The 17577-nt window shown below is 68.5% G+C and carries 16 protein-coding genes; 9 read left to right on the top strand and 7 right to left on the bottom strand.

Annotated elements, in window-relative coordinates:
• Positions 1-91: 91 nt before the first annotated feature.
• Positions 92-1330, top strand: a complete 1239-nt coding sequence (locus JL37_RS18460; protein WP_043546997.1) for an MFS transporter — start codon at positions 92-94, stop codon at positions 1328-1330.
• 18 nt (positions 1331-1348) lie between these two features.
• On the opposite strand, the gene JL37_RS18455 is transcribed toward JL37_RS18460, so the two are convergent.
• Together JL37_RS18455 and JL37_RS18450 are read right to left on the bottom strand one after the other, a co-directional pair.
• The gene (locus JL37_RS18455; RefSeq protein WP_043546032.1) at positions 1349-1678 is read right to left on the bottom strand and encodes a protealysin inhibitor emfourin; all 330 of its coding nucleotides are present in this window, start codon (positions 1676-1678) and stop codon (positions 1349-1351) included.
• A complete protein-coding gene (locus tag JL37_RS18450; protein WP_043546031.1) occupies positions 1675-2736 on the bottom strand; it encodes a M4 family metallopeptidase in 1062 nt (353 codons plus the stop codon). The genes JL37_RS18455 and JL37_RS18450 overlap by 4 nt, the downstream gene beginning before the upstream one ends.
• Before the next feature lie 398 nt (positions 2737-3134).
• Here JL37_RS18450 and JL37_RS18445 point away from each other — a divergent pair, with 398 nt between their 5' ends.
• The 5 genes from JL37_RS18445 (at position 3135) to JL37_RS18425 (ending at position 8610) form a co-directional block, all read left to right on the top strand.
• Positions 3135-3995 carry a prohibitin family protein gene (locus JL37_RS18445; protein ID WP_156124363.1) on the top strand — a complete coding sequence of 287 codons (861 nt, stop codon included), beginning with the start codon at positions 3135-3137 and terminating at the stop codon, positions 3993-3995.
• Positions 3996-4247: 252 nt separating this feature from the next.
• Entirely contained in the window at positions 4248-4490 is a 243-nt protein-coding gene (locus tag JL37_RS18440) for a hypothetical protein (RefSeq protein ID WP_043546029.1), read from the top strand.
• 71 nt (positions 4491-4561) lie between these two features.
• A complete protein-coding gene (locus JL37_RS18435; RefSeq protein WP_043546028.1) occupies positions 4562-5080 on the top strand; it encodes a sigma-70 family RNA polymerase sigma factor in 519 nt (172 codons plus the stop codon).
• Entirely contained in the window at positions 5077-6048 is a 972-nt protein-coding gene (locus JL37_RS18430; protein WP_043546027.1) for a FecR domain-containing protein, read from the top strand. Before JL37_RS18435 ends, JL37_RS18430 begins: the two co-directional genes overlap by 4 nt.
• A gap of 96 nt (positions 6049-6144) precedes the next feature.
• A complete protein-coding gene (locus JL37_RS18425; protein WP_052097355.1) occupies positions 6145-8610 on the top strand; it encodes a TonB-dependent receptor in 2466 nt (821 codons plus the stop codon).
• Between the two features lie 10 nt (positions 8611-8620).
• On the opposite strand, the gene JL37_RS18420 is transcribed toward JL37_RS18425, so the two are convergent.
• The 3 genes from JL37_RS18420 to acnA are packed head-to-tail and all read right to left on the bottom strand — an operon-like array spanning position 8621 to position 13256.
• The gene (locus JL37_RS18420) at positions 8621-9676 is read right to left on the bottom strand and encodes a lactonase family protein (RefSeq protein WP_043546026.1); all 1056 of its coding nucleotides are present in this window, start codon (positions 9674-9676) and stop codon (positions 8621-8623) included.
• A gap of 56 nt (positions 9677-9732) precedes the next feature.
• Entirely contained in the window at positions 9733-10626 is an 894-nt protein-coding gene (locus JL37_RS18415) for a GntR family transcriptional regulator (protein WP_043546025.1), read from the bottom strand.
• Positions 10623-13256 (bottom strand): aconitate hydratase AcnA, encoded by a 2634-nt coding sequence (gene acnA / locus JL37_RS18410; protein WP_043546024.1) that lies wholly within the window; start codon positions 13254-13256, stop codon positions 10623-10625. Before acnA ends, JL37_RS18415 begins: the two co-directional genes overlap by 4 nt.
• Positions 13257-13343: 87 nt before the next feature.
• Here acnA and JL37_RS18405 point away from each other — a divergent pair, with 87 nt between their 5' ends.
• Together JL37_RS18405 and JL37_RS18400 are read left to right on the top strand one after the other, a co-directional pair.
• Positions 13344-14327, top strand: coding sequence for a tripartite tricarboxylate transporter substrate binding protein (locus JL37_RS18405; protein ID WP_043546023.1), 984 nt, complete (start codon positions 13344-13346; stop codon positions 14325-14327).
• An 81-nt stretch (positions 14328-14408) separates the two neighbouring features.
• Positions 14409-15110: an HAD family phosphatase gene (locus JL37_RS18400; protein ID WP_043546022.1), complete on the top strand. Its 702-nt coding sequence runs from the start codon at positions 14409-14411 to the stop codon at positions 15108-15110.
• 202 nt (positions 15111-15312) lie between these two features.
• Here the strand turns inward: JL37_RS18400 and JL37_RS18395 are convergent, their stop codons facing one another.
• On the bottom strand, positions 15313-16095 hold the full coding sequence (locus JL37_RS18395; RefSeq protein ID WP_043546021.1) for an SDR family oxidoreductase: 783 nt from the start codon (positions 16093-16095) through the stop codon (positions 15313-15315).
• Between the two features lie 151 nt (positions 16096-16246).
• On the opposite strand from JL37_RS18395, the gene JL37_RS18390 reads away from it, so the two are divergent.
• Positions 16247-16765 carry an MgtC/SapB family protein gene (locus JL37_RS18390; protein WP_043546020.1) on the top strand — a complete coding sequence of 173 codons (519 nt, stop codon included), beginning with the start codon at positions 16247-16249 and terminating at the stop codon, positions 16763-16765.
• A 12-nt stretch (positions 16766-16777) separates the two neighbouring features.
• On the opposite strand, the gene JL37_RS18385 is transcribed toward JL37_RS18390, so the two are convergent.
• Positions 16778-17524, bottom strand: coding sequence for an SDR family oxidoreductase (locus tag JL37_RS18385; protein ID WP_043546019.1), 747 nt, complete (start codon positions 17522-17524; stop codon positions 16778-16780).
• Positions 17525-17577 lie beyond the last annotated feature (53 nt).

Below are 17577 nucleotides of genomic sequence, written 5' to 3'. Positions count from 1 at the left end.
AGTCTGTCATTGTCTCGAAATTCGGTAAAGAGGCTTTTACTTAAGCTAGGGCTTGTCCACTCTTACAAGGAGCCCGATGGGCTCCACGCGCATGACCTCTCTTTCTGCTTCCTCCAAGCGTCCCGCCAGCAAGCCCTTGCTGCTGATCGCGGGCATTCTCTGCATTGCGACCGCCCTGCGCGCGCCGGTCACGGGCGTGCCGCCGCTGATCGGCATGATCCGCGAACAGCTCGGGCTGAATTCCACCGCGGCCGGCATGCTGATCACCCTGCCATTGCTGGCTTTCGCGGTGGTGTCGCTGTTCGCGGCGGGCCTGGCGCGCCGCCATGGCCTGGAGCGCACCCTGTTCGCGGCTTTGCTGCTGATCGCGGGCGGCATCGTGGTGCGCACGCTGGGATCGGCCTGGAGCCTGTACCTGGGCACGGCGGTCATCGGCTCGGGCATCGCGATCGGCAACGTGCTGCTGCCCAGCCTCTTGAAGCGCGATTTCCCGCAGCGCGTGGCGGGCCTGACCTCGGCCTACGTGCTGACCATGAGCCTGGCGGCGGGCCTGGCCTCGGCCATCGCCATTCCGCTGGCGGGGTTGTCGGACGCGACCTGGCGCTTCTCGACGGGCTGCCTGCTGCTGATACCCATCGCCGGCGTCCTGTTGTGGCTGCCGCAGCTTGCCAACCATACGGCGCCCGCCGCTTCCACCGCGCATGCGCCGCATGGCGGCCGCTTGTGGCGCTCGCCCCTGGCCTGGCAGGTGACGCTATTCCTGGGCATCAATTCCTTCGTGTTCTACGTAGGCGTGAGCTGGCTGCCGGCCATCCTGCGCGAAGCCGGCTATACGGCCGAGCGGGCCGGCACCCTGCACGGCCTGCTGCAACTCATGTCCGCCGGCCCGGCCTTGTTCCTGGCGCCGGTGGTCAGGCGCATGAAGGACCAGCGCGCCGCCGCGTTCTGCTCGGCCGCGGCCTCGTTCGTCGCAATGCTGGGCCTGATCGCCGCGCCCGGCTGGGCTACTTTGTGGATTGTGTTGCTGGGCCTGGGGACGGGCGGGGGCATCATCCTCGGCCTTGCGTTCGTGGGGCTGCGCGCCAGCCATGCGCAGCAGGCGGCGGCGCTGTCGGGCATGGCGCAATGCGTGGGCTATCTGTTTGCCGCCACGGGGCCGGCGCTGATGGGCGCGTTGCATGACGCGCTGGGCGGATGGGACGTGGCGCTGGGCGTATGCGCGGCGCTGTGCGTGGCGATGGCGGCGGCCGGCCTTTACGCGGGCCGGGCCATCCAGATCGGGCAGTACCGTGCCCATGCGCCCGCCGAGGCGGCCCAGGCGCCGCGCTGAGGCCCGCGCGGCAAGCCTTTACTCCGGCCGCGGCGGCTCCTTCCACAGCCGCACCAGCGTGTCGGGCGCGTCGGTTTCCGGGACGTCGAAGCTGATGTCGGATATTTCGTCGCTCTTGTACACCACTTCGACGTGAAAATAGCGCTGGTCGCCGCCGGCGCCGGTGTTGCGCGCAACGGCGACGGGCGCGGCGCGCTGCAGCGCGTCGCAGACTTTCTGGCGCACGTCGGGCGCGCAGGCGGCGAGATCGATGCTGCGCGGCTGCGCAAGCGCCGGCAGATAGGCCAGGCCGCCTTCGCGGGTCAGGCGCACCAGCAGGGCGAGATCGAGGGGCGGCAGTTGGATCATGTCCGGACTCCGACGGTTTGCCACGCTTTCGCGATGGCGCCGCGCAGGGCGGCGCCCTGGCGCTGCGCGGCCTCCAGCGTCAGCGCCGCGAACTGCGCGAAATCGGCATCGTGGCGCAGCCGCTTGTCGCACAGGGCGTCGTACCAGACGCGGCCGGCGACAGCCCACGCCGGGCCTTCCAATGCGGTGGCCGCCAGATAGAAGGCGCGGTTGGGAATGCCGGAATTGATGTGCACGCCGCCGTTGTCGTCGGACGTGTCCACGTAGCTGTCCATGTGGGCGGGCTGCGGGTCTTTGCCCAGGACGGGGTCGTCATAGGCGCTGCCCGGCTCCGCCATGGAGCGTAGCGCGCGGGCGCGCACCTTGGGCGTGAACAGCCCCACGCCTATCAGCCAATCGGCCTGCCGGGCATCCTGCCCGAGGACGTATTGCTTGACCAGCGAGCCGAAGACATCGCACAGGGATTCGTTCAGCGCGCCGGACTGTCCCTGGTACAGGAGCGCGGCCTCGGCATCGATGACGCCATGCGTGAGTTCGTGGCCGATGACGTCGGGCGCCACGGTGAAGCGGTTGAATATTTCACCGTCGCCATCGCCGAACACCATCTGCGCGCCATTCCAGAAGGCGTTGTCGTAGTCTTCGCCATAGTGCACGGTGCCGATCAGCGGCAGCCCCTGGCCATCGATGGAGTGCCGCTTGTAGATGTCCCAGAACAGCTTGTAGGTCGCGCCCAGGTGTTCATAGGCCTCGTCCACCGCCGCGTCGCCGCTGGCCGGGCGGCCTTCGGCGCGAACCAGCTTGCCCGGCAGCGTGGTGGTGTTGCCGGCATCGTGCACCGCCCGCTGCGGCGTGCCGGCGGGGCTGGCATTCTTGGAGGGTACCGGTTTCACGCGGGGCGGCTGCACCGCCATTTCGCGCAACCCGCGCTGCTGCTGGTCGATGATCTGCGTTTTTACCGCGGGCATGCTGACCCGGGCGTCGGCGTGTTGCGCCAGGCGGTCCAGCATGTAGGGGGGGATCACACCGATCAGGGGCGCGGACTCGGAAGGACGTGGCATGCGCGATCTCCGTCGTGGGCGCCGGGCCGGGGCCGCGGCGCGTTGGGGCCGTATCCACGGTAGCAGATGGGCCGGCCGGGCGGACGTAACAGGTTGCGGCCTGATGCTAGGAACTTTACCGGCGCGCGGGCCCCGCGAGCGCGGCGGAACGGGCCAGGCCCTTGCGGCGCAACAATCGTCACAATTCGAAGCCTTGCGGACTCGCGCTAGAATCCCCTGCTTCTTTTCCGGGGGGGACGCACGATGAGGTATTTCCTGATCTTGGTGGGAGCGGCCGTGGTCGCTTACTTGCTGGCGCGGGGCATCGCCGCCGTGCTCTCGGATCGTAAACGCTCAAAATCAGAAAGGGATTACAAGTGAAGCCGACGGATATGCAGGTGGTCAAATCGATAAGCGCGGTGAAACCGCGCAGCATCAAGGTCGCGCTCATCGCGGCGGTACTGTTCGTGCTGATTCTCTTCCTGGCCTTTGGCTCGTGGTTCCAGGTGGACCAGGGCGAGCGCGGCGTCGTGCTGCGCAACGGCAAGCTGGTGCGCGTGTCCGAACCCGGCCTGGACTTCAAGACCCCGTTCATCGACAGCGTGATGATGGTGTCCGTGCGCGACCATACGTTCGTGTTCGAAAAGCTGGAGGCGTACAGCTATGACCAGCAGCCCGCGTCGCTGCGGGTATCCGTGACCTATCGCGTTCCGCCCGAGCACGTGGCCGAGCTGTATTCGGAGTACGGCACGATCAGCAACCTGCAGATGCGCGTGCTGGAGCGCAAGACGCCGGATTCGGTGAAGAATGTGTTTGGCCAGTACACCGCGGTGCGCGCCATCCAGGAACGCCAGAAGCTGGGCCTGGACGTCAACGAATCCGTGCGCAAGACGATGGAAGGCGCGCCCGTGCAGGTGGTGGGCGTGCAGATCGAGGAGGTCGGTTTCTCGCAGGCCTACGAACACTCCATCGAGCAGCGCATGCTGGCCCAGGTGCAGATCGAGACCACCCGCCAGCAAAAGGAAACGGCGACGATCAACGCCGAGATCCAGGTGGTCAAGGCCAAGGCGGAAGCCGATGCGCGCCGCCAGCAATTCACGGCCGAGGCCGATGGCATCCGCATGCGGGGCGAGGCCGAGGCGGCCGCGATCCGCGCCAAGGCGGAGGCCCTGGCCGCCAACACCAACCTGGTGAGCCTGAACGCGGTGGAAAAATGGGATGGCGTGCTGCCGGCGACGCAGGTCCCGGGCGCTGCCTTGCCCTTCATCGGCATCAAGTAAATCAGGCGCGCCGGCCCGCTCCGCCGGCGCCGGGACCTCCAGGGGCGGCGCTCGCCGTTCCGTACGATTTTCGCCACATTCCGCCACGGGGTTCTCCCGTGGCCGTCCCCTCCTAGGGGATATCCCTCTGTCAAGAATTGCAAAGCAGGCGCATCTTGGCATCACAAGCAAGCGCGGCCAACGATACGATCGCCGGTAGATCCCGAAGGATCCGCGCGCTTGCGCATAAGCTTCAGCAAGAAGGAGACGTGGATGTCTCAAATGGAATGGACGCCCGGCGATACCCCGCCGGACCGTCACGGGTATTACGAAACGCGATTCGACACCGGGCGCACCGCGATCACGCTCTACAGCGTGCTGGGTTGGATGCCGCTGAAGGCGACGGGCAACATGGTGAGCTGGCGCGCCTTGTCGCCGGCGGCCGAAAGGCAGGAGGCCGAGCGGCACCTGGAGGAACTCAGGGCCGCCCAGTGCCACGTGCCCATGGATTACTAGCCGTTCCAGGCGGGGAAGGGCATGGGATAGAATACGAATGGTTCCTATTTGAATTCTATCCAGGCTTGCCCTTGCCCACGCCCGATTCCCTTAGCGCCAACACCGTCACGAAGCTCTATCGTGACCACCACGGCTGGCTGTCGGGCTGGCTGCGCAGGAAGCTGGGCAATTCCTTCGACGCCGCGGACCTGGCGCACGACACGTTCGTGCGCCTGATGGCCGGACGGCGCCAGCAAGGGCCGGGCGCCGAGCCCCGCGCACTGCTGACCCACATCGCGAAGGGGCTGGTCGTGGATCACTGGCGCCGCCGCGCGCTCGAGGATGCCTACCTGGCGGCCGTTGCGCGGTTGCCGGCGCCGGAGGTGCCGTCGCCGGAAGTGCGGGCGCTCATCCTGGAAACCCTGCAAGCCATCGACGCCGCCTTGCGGACCTTGCCTGCCAAGACGCGCGAAATTTTCCTGATGTCCCAGTTCGACGGCATGGCCTATGAGGCCATCGCCAAGCGCTTGAACGTGTCGTTGTCCACCGTCAAGCGCCATATGCAGGCCGCGCTGACCGCGTGCCTGATCGCCTACCAGGCCGACGCATGAGCGCCGCCATCGATCCCGCCATCCTGAAGGAGGCGGCTGGCTGGCTGGTGCGCCTGCAATCGGAGAACCTGTCCGCGTCGGACCGCGCGGCGCTGGATCGCTGGCGCGAGCGCAGCGCCGAGCATGCTGCCGCCTGGGCGCGGGCGGAAGACATGCTGCGCGGATTCGGGCAGATGCCGCCGCGGATCGCCGGCGATGCTCTGCGGCGGCTGGATCGTCCGGGGCGCCGGCAGGCCCTGCGCGCGCTGGGCGGCTTGATGGTCCTGGCGCCGGCGGCCTGGTGGGGCGCGCGTGAACTGCCGTGGCGGGCCTGGAGCGCGGATGCACGCACGGCTACGGGCGAGCAGCGCCGCATGGAGCTGGCCGACGGCACGCAGCTGGTGCTGAACACCGCGAGCGCCGTGGACATCGACTATACGTCCCGGCAGCGCCTGCTGTGGCTGCGGGCGGGCGAGATCCTGCTGACAACCGGCAAGGACCCCGCGCCGGTCGCGCGGCCCTTCATCGTGCGCACCCGGCAAGGCGCGGTACGGGCGCTGGGCACGCGCTTCATGGTGCGCGACGAGGGAGACGCGGTGCGCGTCGCGGTCTTCGAAGGCGCGGTCGAGATCCAGCCCGTGTCGGCGGGGGCCGCGCCCTTACGGGTGCCGGCAGGCAGCCAGGCGGTCTTCAACGGGCGAGAGGCCGGGCTCCCGGCTCCGGTCGACGATTCAGCGGCGTCCTGGGAGCGGGGCATGCTCGCGGCCCGGAATTGGACGCTGGCCGAACTGGTGGGCGAACTGGGCCGCTATCGCCGCGGCGTGCTGCGATGCGATCCGGCGGTGGCCGGGCTGCGCGTGTCGGGCGCGTTCCCGTTGAACGACATCGATGCCAGCCTGCGGCTGCTGGAAAAAACCCTGCCGGTGACGGTGAGCCGGATCACTCCTTACTGGACGACGGTGGCGCCTCGCACCGGCGTTACAAATTAATCGCACACCGCCTGACACTTTTTTCCGCTTCGTCCGGTGTACCGGGTGAATCGCCGCGACCCGCGCGCCACCCATACCCCTACGAAGGATCGTTTCATGGTTTCCCGAATTTTCCGTTCGCCGCGCCCGTCTCGCGGAAATGCCGTCCTGCCGCACATGCGCGCGACGGTCCGGGCCGCCGGACTGGGCCTGGCGCTGCTGGCCGCCGCCGGCGCGCCAGCAGCGGCCACGGCAGCGGATGCCATCAACGTCACGGCGCGCAAGTCCTATGCCATCGCGGCGGGGCCCTTGGGCGACGTGCTCGCCCAGTTCGCCGCGGCCTCGGGCGTGCCGCTGTCGTTCGATCCGGCGATGCTGTCGGGACGTCGCAGCGACGGACTTAACGGCGCGTATACCGTGCAGGAAGGTTTCTCCCGGCTGCTTTCGGGCTCGGGCTATGCCTTGTCGGCGCAGGGCAATGGCGCCTACACCTTGCGCCAGTTGCCCTCCGGGCCGGGAGAGTCGGCGACGGTGCTGCCGGCGGTGACCGTCGCGGGCGCGGACGTGGCGGCCAATGCGCTGCCGCCCGACTACCCGGGCGGCCAGGTGGCTCGCGGCGGACGCCTGGGCCTGCTGGGCAACCGCGATGTGATGGACGCGCCGTTCAACGTCACGAACTACACCTCCGACCTGTTGGCGAACCGCCAGGCGGTGACGCTGGCGGATGCGCTGAACGTCGAACCCTCCGTGCGCTTTACCGGCCAGATCGGCGGCGTCACCGATTCGTTCTACATCCGCGGCTTTCCCATCGGCGAGGGCAATCTCGGCGAGATCGCCTTCGATGGCGTGTACGGGGTGGCGCCGAACTATCACGTCTTCACCGATTACATCGAGCGGGTCGAGGTGCTGAAGGGGCCGGCCGCGCTGCTCTACGGCATGTCGCCCAACAGCGGCGTGGGCGGGGTGATCAACATGGTGCCCAAGCGGGCGTTGCCGGAGGACTTGACCCGGGTGTCCGCCGACTACGTGGCGGACACGCAGTTCGGCGCCCGAGCCGACATCAGCCGCCGCTTCGGCACGGATGGCGAATGGGGCGTGCGGGTCAACGGTATGCATCGCCAGGGCGACACGCCGCTGGACAATCTGTATTCCCGCACCGATATCGGGGCCCTGTCGCTGGATTATCAGGGCGAACGCCTGCGAGCCTCGCTGGACCTGTTGACGCAGAATGAAAAGATCGACGCGCCGACGAGGCCTTTCCTCGTGGCCGCCGGCATCGACGTGCCCCATGCCGCGGACGGCCGGCGCAACGCCACGCAGCCGTGGGGCTGGTGGAAGTCCGACGGCCAATCGGCGCTGCTGCGGGTGGAGTACGACATCAGCGATAACTTGACGGTGTTCGCCGACGCGGGAGGTTCGGATACCAGCGTGGCGCGCCTGTCGGACCAGACGCCCACGATCGTCAACGAAGCCGGCGATACGATCGTCACGCCGAACAACTTCCGCTTCCAGGTGGATCGCAGCACGTACAACGCGGGCGTGCGCGCCAGGCTGGATACGGGGCCGGTAAGCCATGCCATCAGCTTCATGGGCAGCCTGTACAGCGACCGGAACTCGCAGGCCAGCGTGACGGGGACGCCGCTGACGTCCAACATCTACCATCCGATCGCACGGCCGGAACAGTACATCCCCGCGCCAGCCAGCGTGCCCAAGGTGTCGTCGTCCGATCTTTCCGGCTTTGCGCTGGCCGATACGCTCAGCATCCTGGACGAGCGCGCGCAACTGAGCCTGGGCGTGCGGCAGCAGCGCATCGAGTCGCGCAATTTCAATGCCGCGACGGGCGCGCGGACGCTCAGCTATGACGAGAGCGCGACCACCCCGCTGGCCGGCCTTGTCATCAAGCCCTGGAGCCATGTGTCGTTCTACGCCAACTACATCGAAGGCTTGAGCAAGGGCGACGTGGCGCCCGCCACCGCCTCGAACGCGGGCCAGGTATTCAAACCCTACAAGGCCAGGCAGAAGGAAGTAGGCGTGAAGCTGGACCTGGACAGCGCGATGCTGACGCTGAGCGCTTTCGAGATCACCAAGCCCAGCGGCCAGCTGACCAATGGGGTATATGGGGTGGACAGCGAACAGCGCAATCGCGGGCTGGAGTTCAATGTGGCGGGCGAACCCTTCAAGGGGCTGCGGCTGCTGGGCGGGGTGACCTACCTGGACGCGGAACTGACGCGGGCCGGCAATCATGCCAACGTGGGCAACCGGCCCGTCGGCGTGCCCAAACTGTCGGTCAACCTCGGCGCGGAATGGGATACCCCATGGGTGGCCGGCCTGACGCTCACCGGCGGCATGATCCACACCGGCAGCGAATACATCAACCAGGCCAATACGCAGTCCGTGCCGTCATGGACCACGTTCGACCTTGGGGCGCGTTACGCGACCAAGGTCTACGGCAAGGATGTGACGCTGCGGGCCAACGTGGTCAATGTGTTCAACCGGGCGTACTGGTCCGGCGTGGCTTCGTACGGCACGATCTCGCAAGGCGTGCCGCGCACGGTGATGCTGTCGGCGTCCATGGACTTCTGACGCCGGGCTGTCAGGCCTGGCTGTCTGCGAAGACCATGCACACCGGACTGCCGATCCGCAGGACGTAGCCGTCCGCGGACAAGGCGCCGTCCCGTGGATCGACGCGGAAGCGAACGACCGTGTCGCTGTCCTCGTTCAGGGCGAACAGGAAGCGGCCATCGGGAGACAGCGTGAAAAAGCGCGGCGTCTTGCCGCCGGTCGGCGCGTGCTGGCGCAGCGTCAGCCTGCCGTTGGCGGAGTCCACCGCGAATACGGCGATGCTGTCGTCGCCCCGATTGGACGCATACAGGCAGCGGCCTTGCGCGTCCATCATGATGCCGGCCGCCCGGCTGTTGCCGGTGCAGGTGTCGGGCAGCGTGGGCAACACCTGGAAAGGCCGCAGCGCGTCGGCTTCCAGTACATACGCGGTCACGGTGTTGTCCAGTTCATTGACGACGTAGAGCCATTCGCCGGCGGGGTGGAAGGCGGCATGGCGCGGGCCGGCGCCTTCGCGCGCGACCGCCGCGCAGGCTGGCGCGGCGCCGATGCCATGCTCGTCCAGCGCGAAGAGGAACACCCGGTCCAGCCCTTTGTCCGGCACCACGACGTACCGGCCGGACGGGTCGACCAGGTTGTAGTGCGGCTTGGCGAAAGGCTGTTCCTTGCGGTGCGGTCCGGGTTCGCCGTCCAGTTGCGCCGTTTGCGACACGGGGCCGAGGGCGCCATCGGCGGCCACGGGCAGCACGGCCAGCGTGCCGGTCAGGTGGTTCGACACGATCAGGCTGCGGCCCGAAGGGGCCAGCGCCAAGTGCACGGGATTGCGCCCCTCGCAGTCCTGCGTGTGCCAGGGGGCGAGCGATCCGTCGCGGGTGTCGCGGCGCAGCGCGCTGACTTCGCGGCTGTCTCCGTGCACGGTATAGAGCACCGGCAAGGAGGGGTGGGGCAGGAGATAGGAGGGGTTGAGCAAGCCGCCCACCACCTGCGTCAGGGTAAGCGTGCCGGTGTCGGGCGCGTAATCGAAAACGCTAATGCCGTCGCCGCGGGCATTGCGTTCGCGCGTGGTGCGGGAACCGATGTAAACGTGCATGGCGCGAGTTTCTCCGGATGATCGGGATGGAATCGGCCCGGCGCGCGGCGCCCGGCCTATGTCAGGATGCCGCGGATGCGGGCCAGGTTGTCCAGGGTGCTGCGCAGATGGCCGGCAAGCGCCGCGGCGGCTTCTTCGTTGCGTTCGCGCTCGAGCAGGTCCAGGATGGCCAGATGCTGGTCGCAGTGCTGCTTGTAGCGGCTGCGGTCCTGCATGGAGCGGTAGGAAAGCAGGCGGCGCACGCGGTTCACGCGCTTGATCGTGTCGATGAAGAAAGGGTTGCCCGATGCCTCCACCAGGGATTCATGGAAGCGCACGCCGCGCTCATGCAGCTGGTCGGCCGTGTCGGTGGCTATGCCGCCGTCCAGCAGGTGTTTCTCCGCGGCGCGGCAGCGCGCCAGCACATTCCTGTCGATGCGGAACGTGGGTTCGAGCAGCGCCGCCGGCTCCAGCGCGAGACGCAGGCGATAGGACTGCAGCAGGCTGTCCGGGGTCGTCATCATGGACGAGAATTCCCAGCCGTAGCCGGGCCGGCGATCCGCCCAGCCCTCCTGCGAAATGCGCGCCAGCAGGGCCTGCGTCTGCGCATTGGTCAGCGCATAGCGCGCGCGCAGCTGCGCCTCGCTGCATTGCATGGGTAGCTCGCCGCGCAGCAGGTCGTCGGCCAGCTTGAAATAGCTATGCGTGACGATGTCGTCCACGGACGGCGGCGCCAGCCCGGCATGCGCATCCGCCAGCGCGTCGAAATCCTGGCTCAGGAAGTAGCCGCGGTTGGGCTTGCGGGTCACGACGCCGTGCTGTTCGAGAATGCCCAGCGCGTCATTGACCGGAGAGCGCGATAGCCGCAGCCGGTCCGCGAGCTTCTGCGCCGTGAGGTGCGCGCCTTCGGGCAGGCGCTCTTCCTTGATCAGCTCCAGGATCTTGTTGACGGTATTGGTTTGCGCGCTCATGGATGGGATGGGGCCGGATTGATCGTGTCCGAAAGAATAGCGGGAATGACGCCGCCCATCCGCAACAATCGGACTTCCAACCCGGTTTCGACGGCCGCGACGGCGGTCAGCGCCTCGGACTCGCCGGTGGCGCGCAGGATGCGCACGGAGATGGGCGCGCGCGGGGCCATCGCCGCGGCCGCGGCGTCGATCTCGATCCGGTCGTCCGGTTGTATCCGCAAGGTCGCGGGCGTCGCGCCCTCGGGCAGGCGCAAGGGCAGGATGCCCATGCCGATCAGGTTGGAGCGGTGGATGCGTTCGAAGCTGACCGCCAGCACCGCGCGTATGCCCAGCAGGCGCTGGCCTTTGGCGGCCCAGTCGCGCGAGGAGCCGGTGCCGAAGCGTTCGCCGGCCACCAGCACCACCGCCTGCCTTTCCCGCGCATAGCGGGCCGCGACTTCCCAGATAGGTTCCACTCTGCCGCTGGGCGCATGCCGGGTATGGCCCACGGGCGCCGCGGGGCAGAGCAGGTTGGCCAGGCTCTTGCTGTAGAACGCCGCCCGCATCATGACCTGCCAGTTGCCGCGGCGCGACGCGAAGACGTTCAGGTCGTCGCGCTTGTCGCCGCGCTCGACGAGAAAGTCAGCGATCAGGCTGTCCGGCGGGATGGCGCTGGCGGGCGACAGGTGGTCCGTCGTCACGTCGTCGCCCAGCACCAGCAGCGGACGGGCCGTGTACCGGCCCAGCTGGCCGGCCTCTTCAAGCGAGGCGAAGGGCGGACGCCGCAGCGCGGTGGATGCGGGATCCCAGGGGAAAAGGGCCGTGGCAGGCGATTGCAGCGACTGCCAGGCGGGATTGGCGCTGGCGATAGCGAAGGCGCCGCGGTAGTCCTCGGGCTGCTGGCCGGCGGCCAGCGCCGCGTCGATCTCGGCCTCGTCGGGCCAGAGGTCCTTCAGATGGACGGCGCGGCCGTCGGGCGCGGTCTGCACGGGCTCCCGCCCGAGATCGCGCTCGGCGTCGCCGGCCAGCGCAAAGGCGATGACCAGCGGCGGCGACATGAGAAAACCCAGGTCCAGGTCGGGGTGGATGCGGCCCGTGAAATTGCGATTGCCGGACAGCACCGCGACGGGATGTACCGCGCCGGCCGCCATGGCCTCGCGCACTACTGCGGGCAGGGGGCCCGAGTTGCCGATGCAGGTGGTGCATCCGTAGCCCACGATGTCGAAGCCCACGGCGGCCAGGTCGTCGAGCAGGCCGGCGCGCGCCAGGTACCGCGCTGCGGCGGGGGAGCCCGGGCCGAGCGAGGTCTTGACCCACGCAGGCACGCGCAGCCCGGCCAGCCGGGCCTTGCGCGCCACCAGGCCCGCGGCCGTCAGCAGGCGCGGGTCCGAGGTATTGGTGCAGCTGGTGATGGCGGCTATCGCGATGGCGTGGCGGGGCAGGCCGGCCGCCGCCGTCCGGGGAGCGAAGCCCAGGCCTTGCAGGATGGCCTTCGTGTCGGTGTAGGGGTGCAGGTCCTGCGGCCGTTTCGGTCCGGCCACGTGCATGCCGACGCGGGCCAGCGCGATGTCGATCACGCGGGTATAGCGCGGCTCGGCGCCGGGGTCGAACGCGATGCCGGCGCGCTCGGCGTAGGCCTGCACCAACGCGGCGTGCGAGGCCGGCCTGCCCGTCTGGAGCAGGTAGGCCCGTGTTTCGCCGTCGATGGGGAAGTAGCCGGTCGTGGCGCCGTACTCGGGCGCCATATTGGCCACCACGCAGCGCGCGCCGGCCGATAGCGTGCCGACGCCGGGCCCGAAGAACTCCACGAACTCGCCGGACACGCCGATGGCGCGCAGGCGTTGGGTTACGGTCAGCGCGAGGTCGGTCGGGGTGACGCCAGGCGCCAGCGCGCCGGTCAGGCGTACGCCGATGACGTCGGGAATGCGCAGCAGGGTCGGCATGCCGAACATCACCGTCTGCGCCTCCAGCCCGCCCACTCCCCAGCCCAGCACGCCGATCCCGTTGACCATGGGAGTGTGGCTGTCCGTGCCGATCATCATGTCGGGGTGCAGCGCGACGCCGTCGGCGCCGTCCTCCCGGCAGACCACGGTGGCCAGCTGTTCCAGGTTGATGGTGTGCATGATGCCGGTGCCCGGGGGGTGGATGCGCACGTTGGACAGGGCCTTGGACGCCCAGCGCAGGAAGCGGTAGCGCTCCGCGTTGCGGCGCAGTTCCAGGTCCAGGTTCAGCGCAGCCGCGTCCGCCTGCGCATAGGCCTCCACCGCCAGCGAATGGTCCACCGACACGTCCACGGGCAGCACCGGGTTCAGGACGCCGGGGTCGGCTCCGGCCTCGGCCAGGGCATCGCGCATCGCCGCGATGTCGACTAGCGCGGGAGTGCTGGTGGTGTCGTGCATCAGCACCCGCCCGGGCTGGAAGGCGATCTCGGCTTCGCTCGTGCCGTGCTCCAGCCAGCCGAACAGCGCCGCCACCGCGGTGTCCCGCTCCGCGCCCCGCATGTTGCGCAGCGCATTCTCCAGCAGCAGCCGCAGCACGATCGGCAGGCGGTAGTAGGCCTCGCCGTACATGGCCGGCAGGTCCAGATAGAGGTATCGCGCGCCGTCCAGCGTGAAGCTGGCATGGCGCGCTGCGGCATTGGTGTTTTCCATAGCTGCCATTTTTGCATATTGCATCTATAAAATGCAATTAAGTAAAAACCCGGCCGCCATCCGAACCGGCCCCACTGGAGACAGACCATGCATGCAATCCGTATCCTGGCCGCCGCGGCGGCCTTGGCTTTCGCCTCGGCGACCCCGCTGCACGCGGCCGAACCGGCCGGCGGCCGGCCCGTAACCTTGATCGTGCCTTTTGCCGCCGGCGGCGGAGTCGACGGGATGGGCAGGCTGCTGGCCGAGCGGCTGCGCAGCGAAATGCCCCAGGGCGTCGTGGTCGAGAACAAGCCGGGCGCCAGCGGCATGCTGGGAGCGCAGGCGGTGGTGCGCTCCGCTCCGGACGGCACGACCCTGTTGCTGGGCTCGGCGGGCGAGACCGCGATCAATCCGCTGGTCTTCAAGAGCAAGATGCAGTACCAGCCGGGCAAGGACCTCGCGCCGATCGCGCTGATCGCGCGCGTGCCCAACGTGCTGGTCGCCAATCCCAAGCTGCCGGTCGCAAGCGTGGAGCAGCTGGTCGCATACGGCCGCGCCAATCCGGACCGGCTGACCTACGCGACCAGCGGCGTGGGCAATCCGCAGCACCTGAACGGCGAACTCCTGCAGTCCCTGGCCGGTATCAAGATGGTGCACGTGCCGTACAAAGGCGCTTCCGCGCAACTCGTGGACGTGGCCGCCGGCAGCGTGGACCTGACGTTCGTCAGCCTGGCCGGCGCCTTGCCTTTCATCAAGAGCGGCAAGGTCAAGCCCTTGGCCGTCACGTCGGCCAAGCGGGCCTCGTTCGCGCCCGACATCCCAGCCGTGGCGGAGTACGCGCCGCTCAAGGACTACGCGCTGGAAAACTGGTTCGGCGTGTTCGTCCCGGCAGCGACGCCGGCGGACGTGCAGCAGAAGCTGGCAGCCGCGATCGGCCGCGCCCTGAAGGACGAAAAGCTGGTGGCCAGCCTGCGCGACCTCGGCGGAGAGGTGCAGCCGATGAGCCAGCAGGAGTTCCGCGATTTCATCAAGGCGCAGACCGCGGTGTTCGCCAAGGTCGTGGCCGATGGCCACATCACGGCGGAAAACTGAGCGCCGTCCGTGCCGGGGGAAAGGTTCCAGGGGCTTGAAGTATGCTTACCCGCTTCACCGATCTTCCCCTGGCTTGCCGCAATGACTGATTTTCCCTTTGACGCCGTGCTGTTCGACTGCGATGGCGTCCTGGTCGATTCCGAACCCATCACCAGCCGCGTGCTGACGCAGATGCTCAACGAGCTGGGCTGGGACATCGCGCACGAAGAAACGATGCGCATCTTTACCGGAAAGGCCGTCAAGGATGAATTGCCGCTGATCGAAGCCCGCACCGGCGCTACGCTGGGCCAGGATTGGTTCGCCCAGTTCCGCCAGCGGCGCAACGATGCGCTGGACCGCGATCTGCTGGAAATCCCCGGCGCGCCGGATGCGGTGCGCGCCTTGCACGGGGCGCTGGGCGGGCGCATCGCCGTGGCCTCGGGCGCCGACCGGCGCAAGGTGGAATTGCAGCTGGCCAAGGTCGGCATCGCCGATTGTTTTGACGGGCGTGTCTTCAGCGGCCACGAAATGCCGCGCAGCAAGCCCTATCCGGACGTGTACCTGGCGGCCGCCGAGGCGCTGGGCGTGGATCCGCGGCGCTGCGCCATCGTGGAGGACACGGTGACCGGCGCGACCGCGGGGGTGGCCGCGGGTGCCACGGTGTTCGGCTACAGCCCCGACGCCAACGGCCACAGCGGCGCCGAAGCCTTGCGCGGCGTGGGCGTGGCCCATGTGTTCACCGACATGAGGCAGCTGCCGGCCGTGTTGGCCGGATGGCGGGGAACGGGCGCGACAGGCGTCTGATACCCGATGCCGCGCCCGTAGGGAGGAAGCCGGCCTTCCCCGGGGGATTGAGATTGCGAGCGATGGGTTGTGTCAGACACCCGGGCGGCGCCGGGGCAAGATGAAGCCCATCTCGTACGGGTGTCAGACACTGTCCCGGGCGGCGCCGGGGCAAGATGAAGCGCATCTCGTACGGGTGTCAGACACTGTGCCGGGCGGCCGTTCACCGGCCATGGTTTGTGTACTGCTCGCCGCCGTCCAGGTCGATCACCGTTCCGCTCAGGTAGCCCGCGCGCGGCGAGGCGCCGAAAACAATCATGTCGGCCACTTCCTCGGGCTCCATCAGGCGGCTGAAGGGCAGGTCCGACAGTGTTTCCTGCCAGCGGTCCTCATCGCCCCAGCGCGCCTGCGCGCGTTGCCGCGCAAGCGTCAGCACGCGGTCGGTGCGGGTGCGCGAGGGATTGACGCCGAAGACGCGCACGCCGTGGCGCGGCGCTTCGCCTCCCAGGGCGCGGGTGAAGGCAATGAGCGAGGCGTTGGCCGCCGCGCCACAGATGTAGTCCGCGCGCGGCGCGGATCCCGCCATGCCGATGATGTTCGCGATCACGCCCGCGCCGGCCTCGCGCATGCGCGGGTAGTAATGGCGCGCCAGGGCGATGTACCCATGCACCTTCAGCTCCCAGCCGGCGCGCCAGCGTTCATCCTGCACCTGATCGAGCGCGCCGCCCGGCACCGCGCCGGCATTGTTCACCAGGATGTCGATGTCGCCCGCCTCCTTGCTTAGGCGTTCCGCCGCGCCGGGCTGCGCCAGGTCCAGCGTATGCACCCGGGCCTGCTTGCCGGTCTGTGCGCTGATGGCCTGTGCGGCGGCATGCAGGGCCGCGTCGTCGCGGGCCACCAGGACGGGTTCGGCGCCTTCGCGGGCGAAGGCAACGGCACAGGCCAGGCCGATGCCCTTGGATGCGCCCGTAATGAGCACGCGTTTACCGCCAAGCTGCAAATCCATGAAACCCTCCGGTCGGTTGACTCCCGCGGCAATGCGGGACACCAGGAGGTTGTAAACCAGTTGCCCCCGGTATGCCAGCGCAAACACGGCATGGCGGATCGCACGCGCGCCCTGCTATGCTGCTTTCATCATGTCCTCCCGGGAGGCGGCGATGTCGGAAGTCTGGCTGGAAATCTGGTCCACCGTGCAGAGCGAATTTGCCGACATCCCCGATGCGGGGGAGGCGACGCGCATCGTGCTGCGCCTGGGCATGGCTGTGATGCTGGGCGGCCTGCTTGGCTACGAGCGCGAGCGCAGCGGCAAGGCGGCGGGCCTGCGCACCCATATGCTGGTGGCCCTGGGGGCCGCGATTTTCGTGCTGGTTCCCCTGCAGGGCGGCATGGAGGTCGGCGACCTGAGCCGGGTGCTGCAAGGCGTGATCGCGGGCATCGGCTTCCTGGGCGCGGGCGCCATCATCAAGCTCGGAGAAGAGCGCGAGATCCACGGGCTGACGACCTCGGCCAGCATCTGGATGACGGCCGCCATCGGCGTGGCCGCGGGCATGGGGCGCGAAGCCACCGCAGTCGTCAGCACCCTGATGGCCTTGTTCGTGCTGGCCGTATTGCGGCGCGTCGAGGCGCGCATTGCATCCAAGGAGCAGAACCGGGTCATCTCGCCCGGTTCCAAGTAGCCCATCGCGGGCTCAGCTGCCGCCCGAGACTTCGATGAACGAGCCGCTGGTGTAGCCGGCTTCGTCGGAGAACAGCCACATCACCGCGCCCGCGACTTCTTCCACGGTGCCGCCGCGGCGCAGCGGGATCGCGCCTTTCAGGCGGTCCACGCGGCCCGGTTCTCCGCCGCTGGCGTGCATGTCGGTGTAGATGGTGCCGGGCCGCACGCCATTCACGCGTATGCCTTCCGGCGCCACTTCCTTGGACAGGCCGATGGTCATCGTGTCCATCGCGCCCTTGGAGGCGGCGTAGTCCACGTATTCGTTCGGCGAGCCTAGGCGGGCGGCGGCGGAGGATACGTTGACGATGGCGCCGCCCTGGCCGCCATGGCGGGTGGACATCCGCAGCACGGCTTCGCGGGCGCACAGGAAGGCGCCCACGACATTGGTGGACAGGATCCGCTGCAGGCGGTCGGCGCTCATGCCGTCCACGCGCATCTGCTTCTCCAGGATCCCCGCATTGTTCACCAGGGCGTCGATGCGTCCCAGCTCTTCGTCCAGCGTGCGGAACATGCGCACCACCTGCGCTTCTTGCGAGACGTCGGCCTGCAGGGCGACGGCGCGGCCGCCATTGCCGCGGATCTCTTCCACAACCGCTTGGGCCGCGTCCGGCCGCGCGTGGTAGTTGACGCCCACCGCGTAGCCGCGCCGGGCGGCAAGCCTGGCGATGGCGGCCCCGATGCCGCGGCTGCCGCCGGTGACGAGCATGACTTTGGACATGGTTTTCTCCTGGTCGTATTCCAAGGTGGCGAAAGATCGGGCGGGCGGCTTCC

Origin of the sequence: Achromobacter sp. RTa (assembly GCF_000757485.1) — a bacterium.
Lineage (GTDB): Bacteria > Pseudomonadota > Gammaproteobacteria > Burkholderiales > Burkholderiaceae_B > Achromobacter.
Note: the sequence above shows the minus strand (reverse complement) of the source record. Positions and strands in the feature narration are given on the sequence as shown.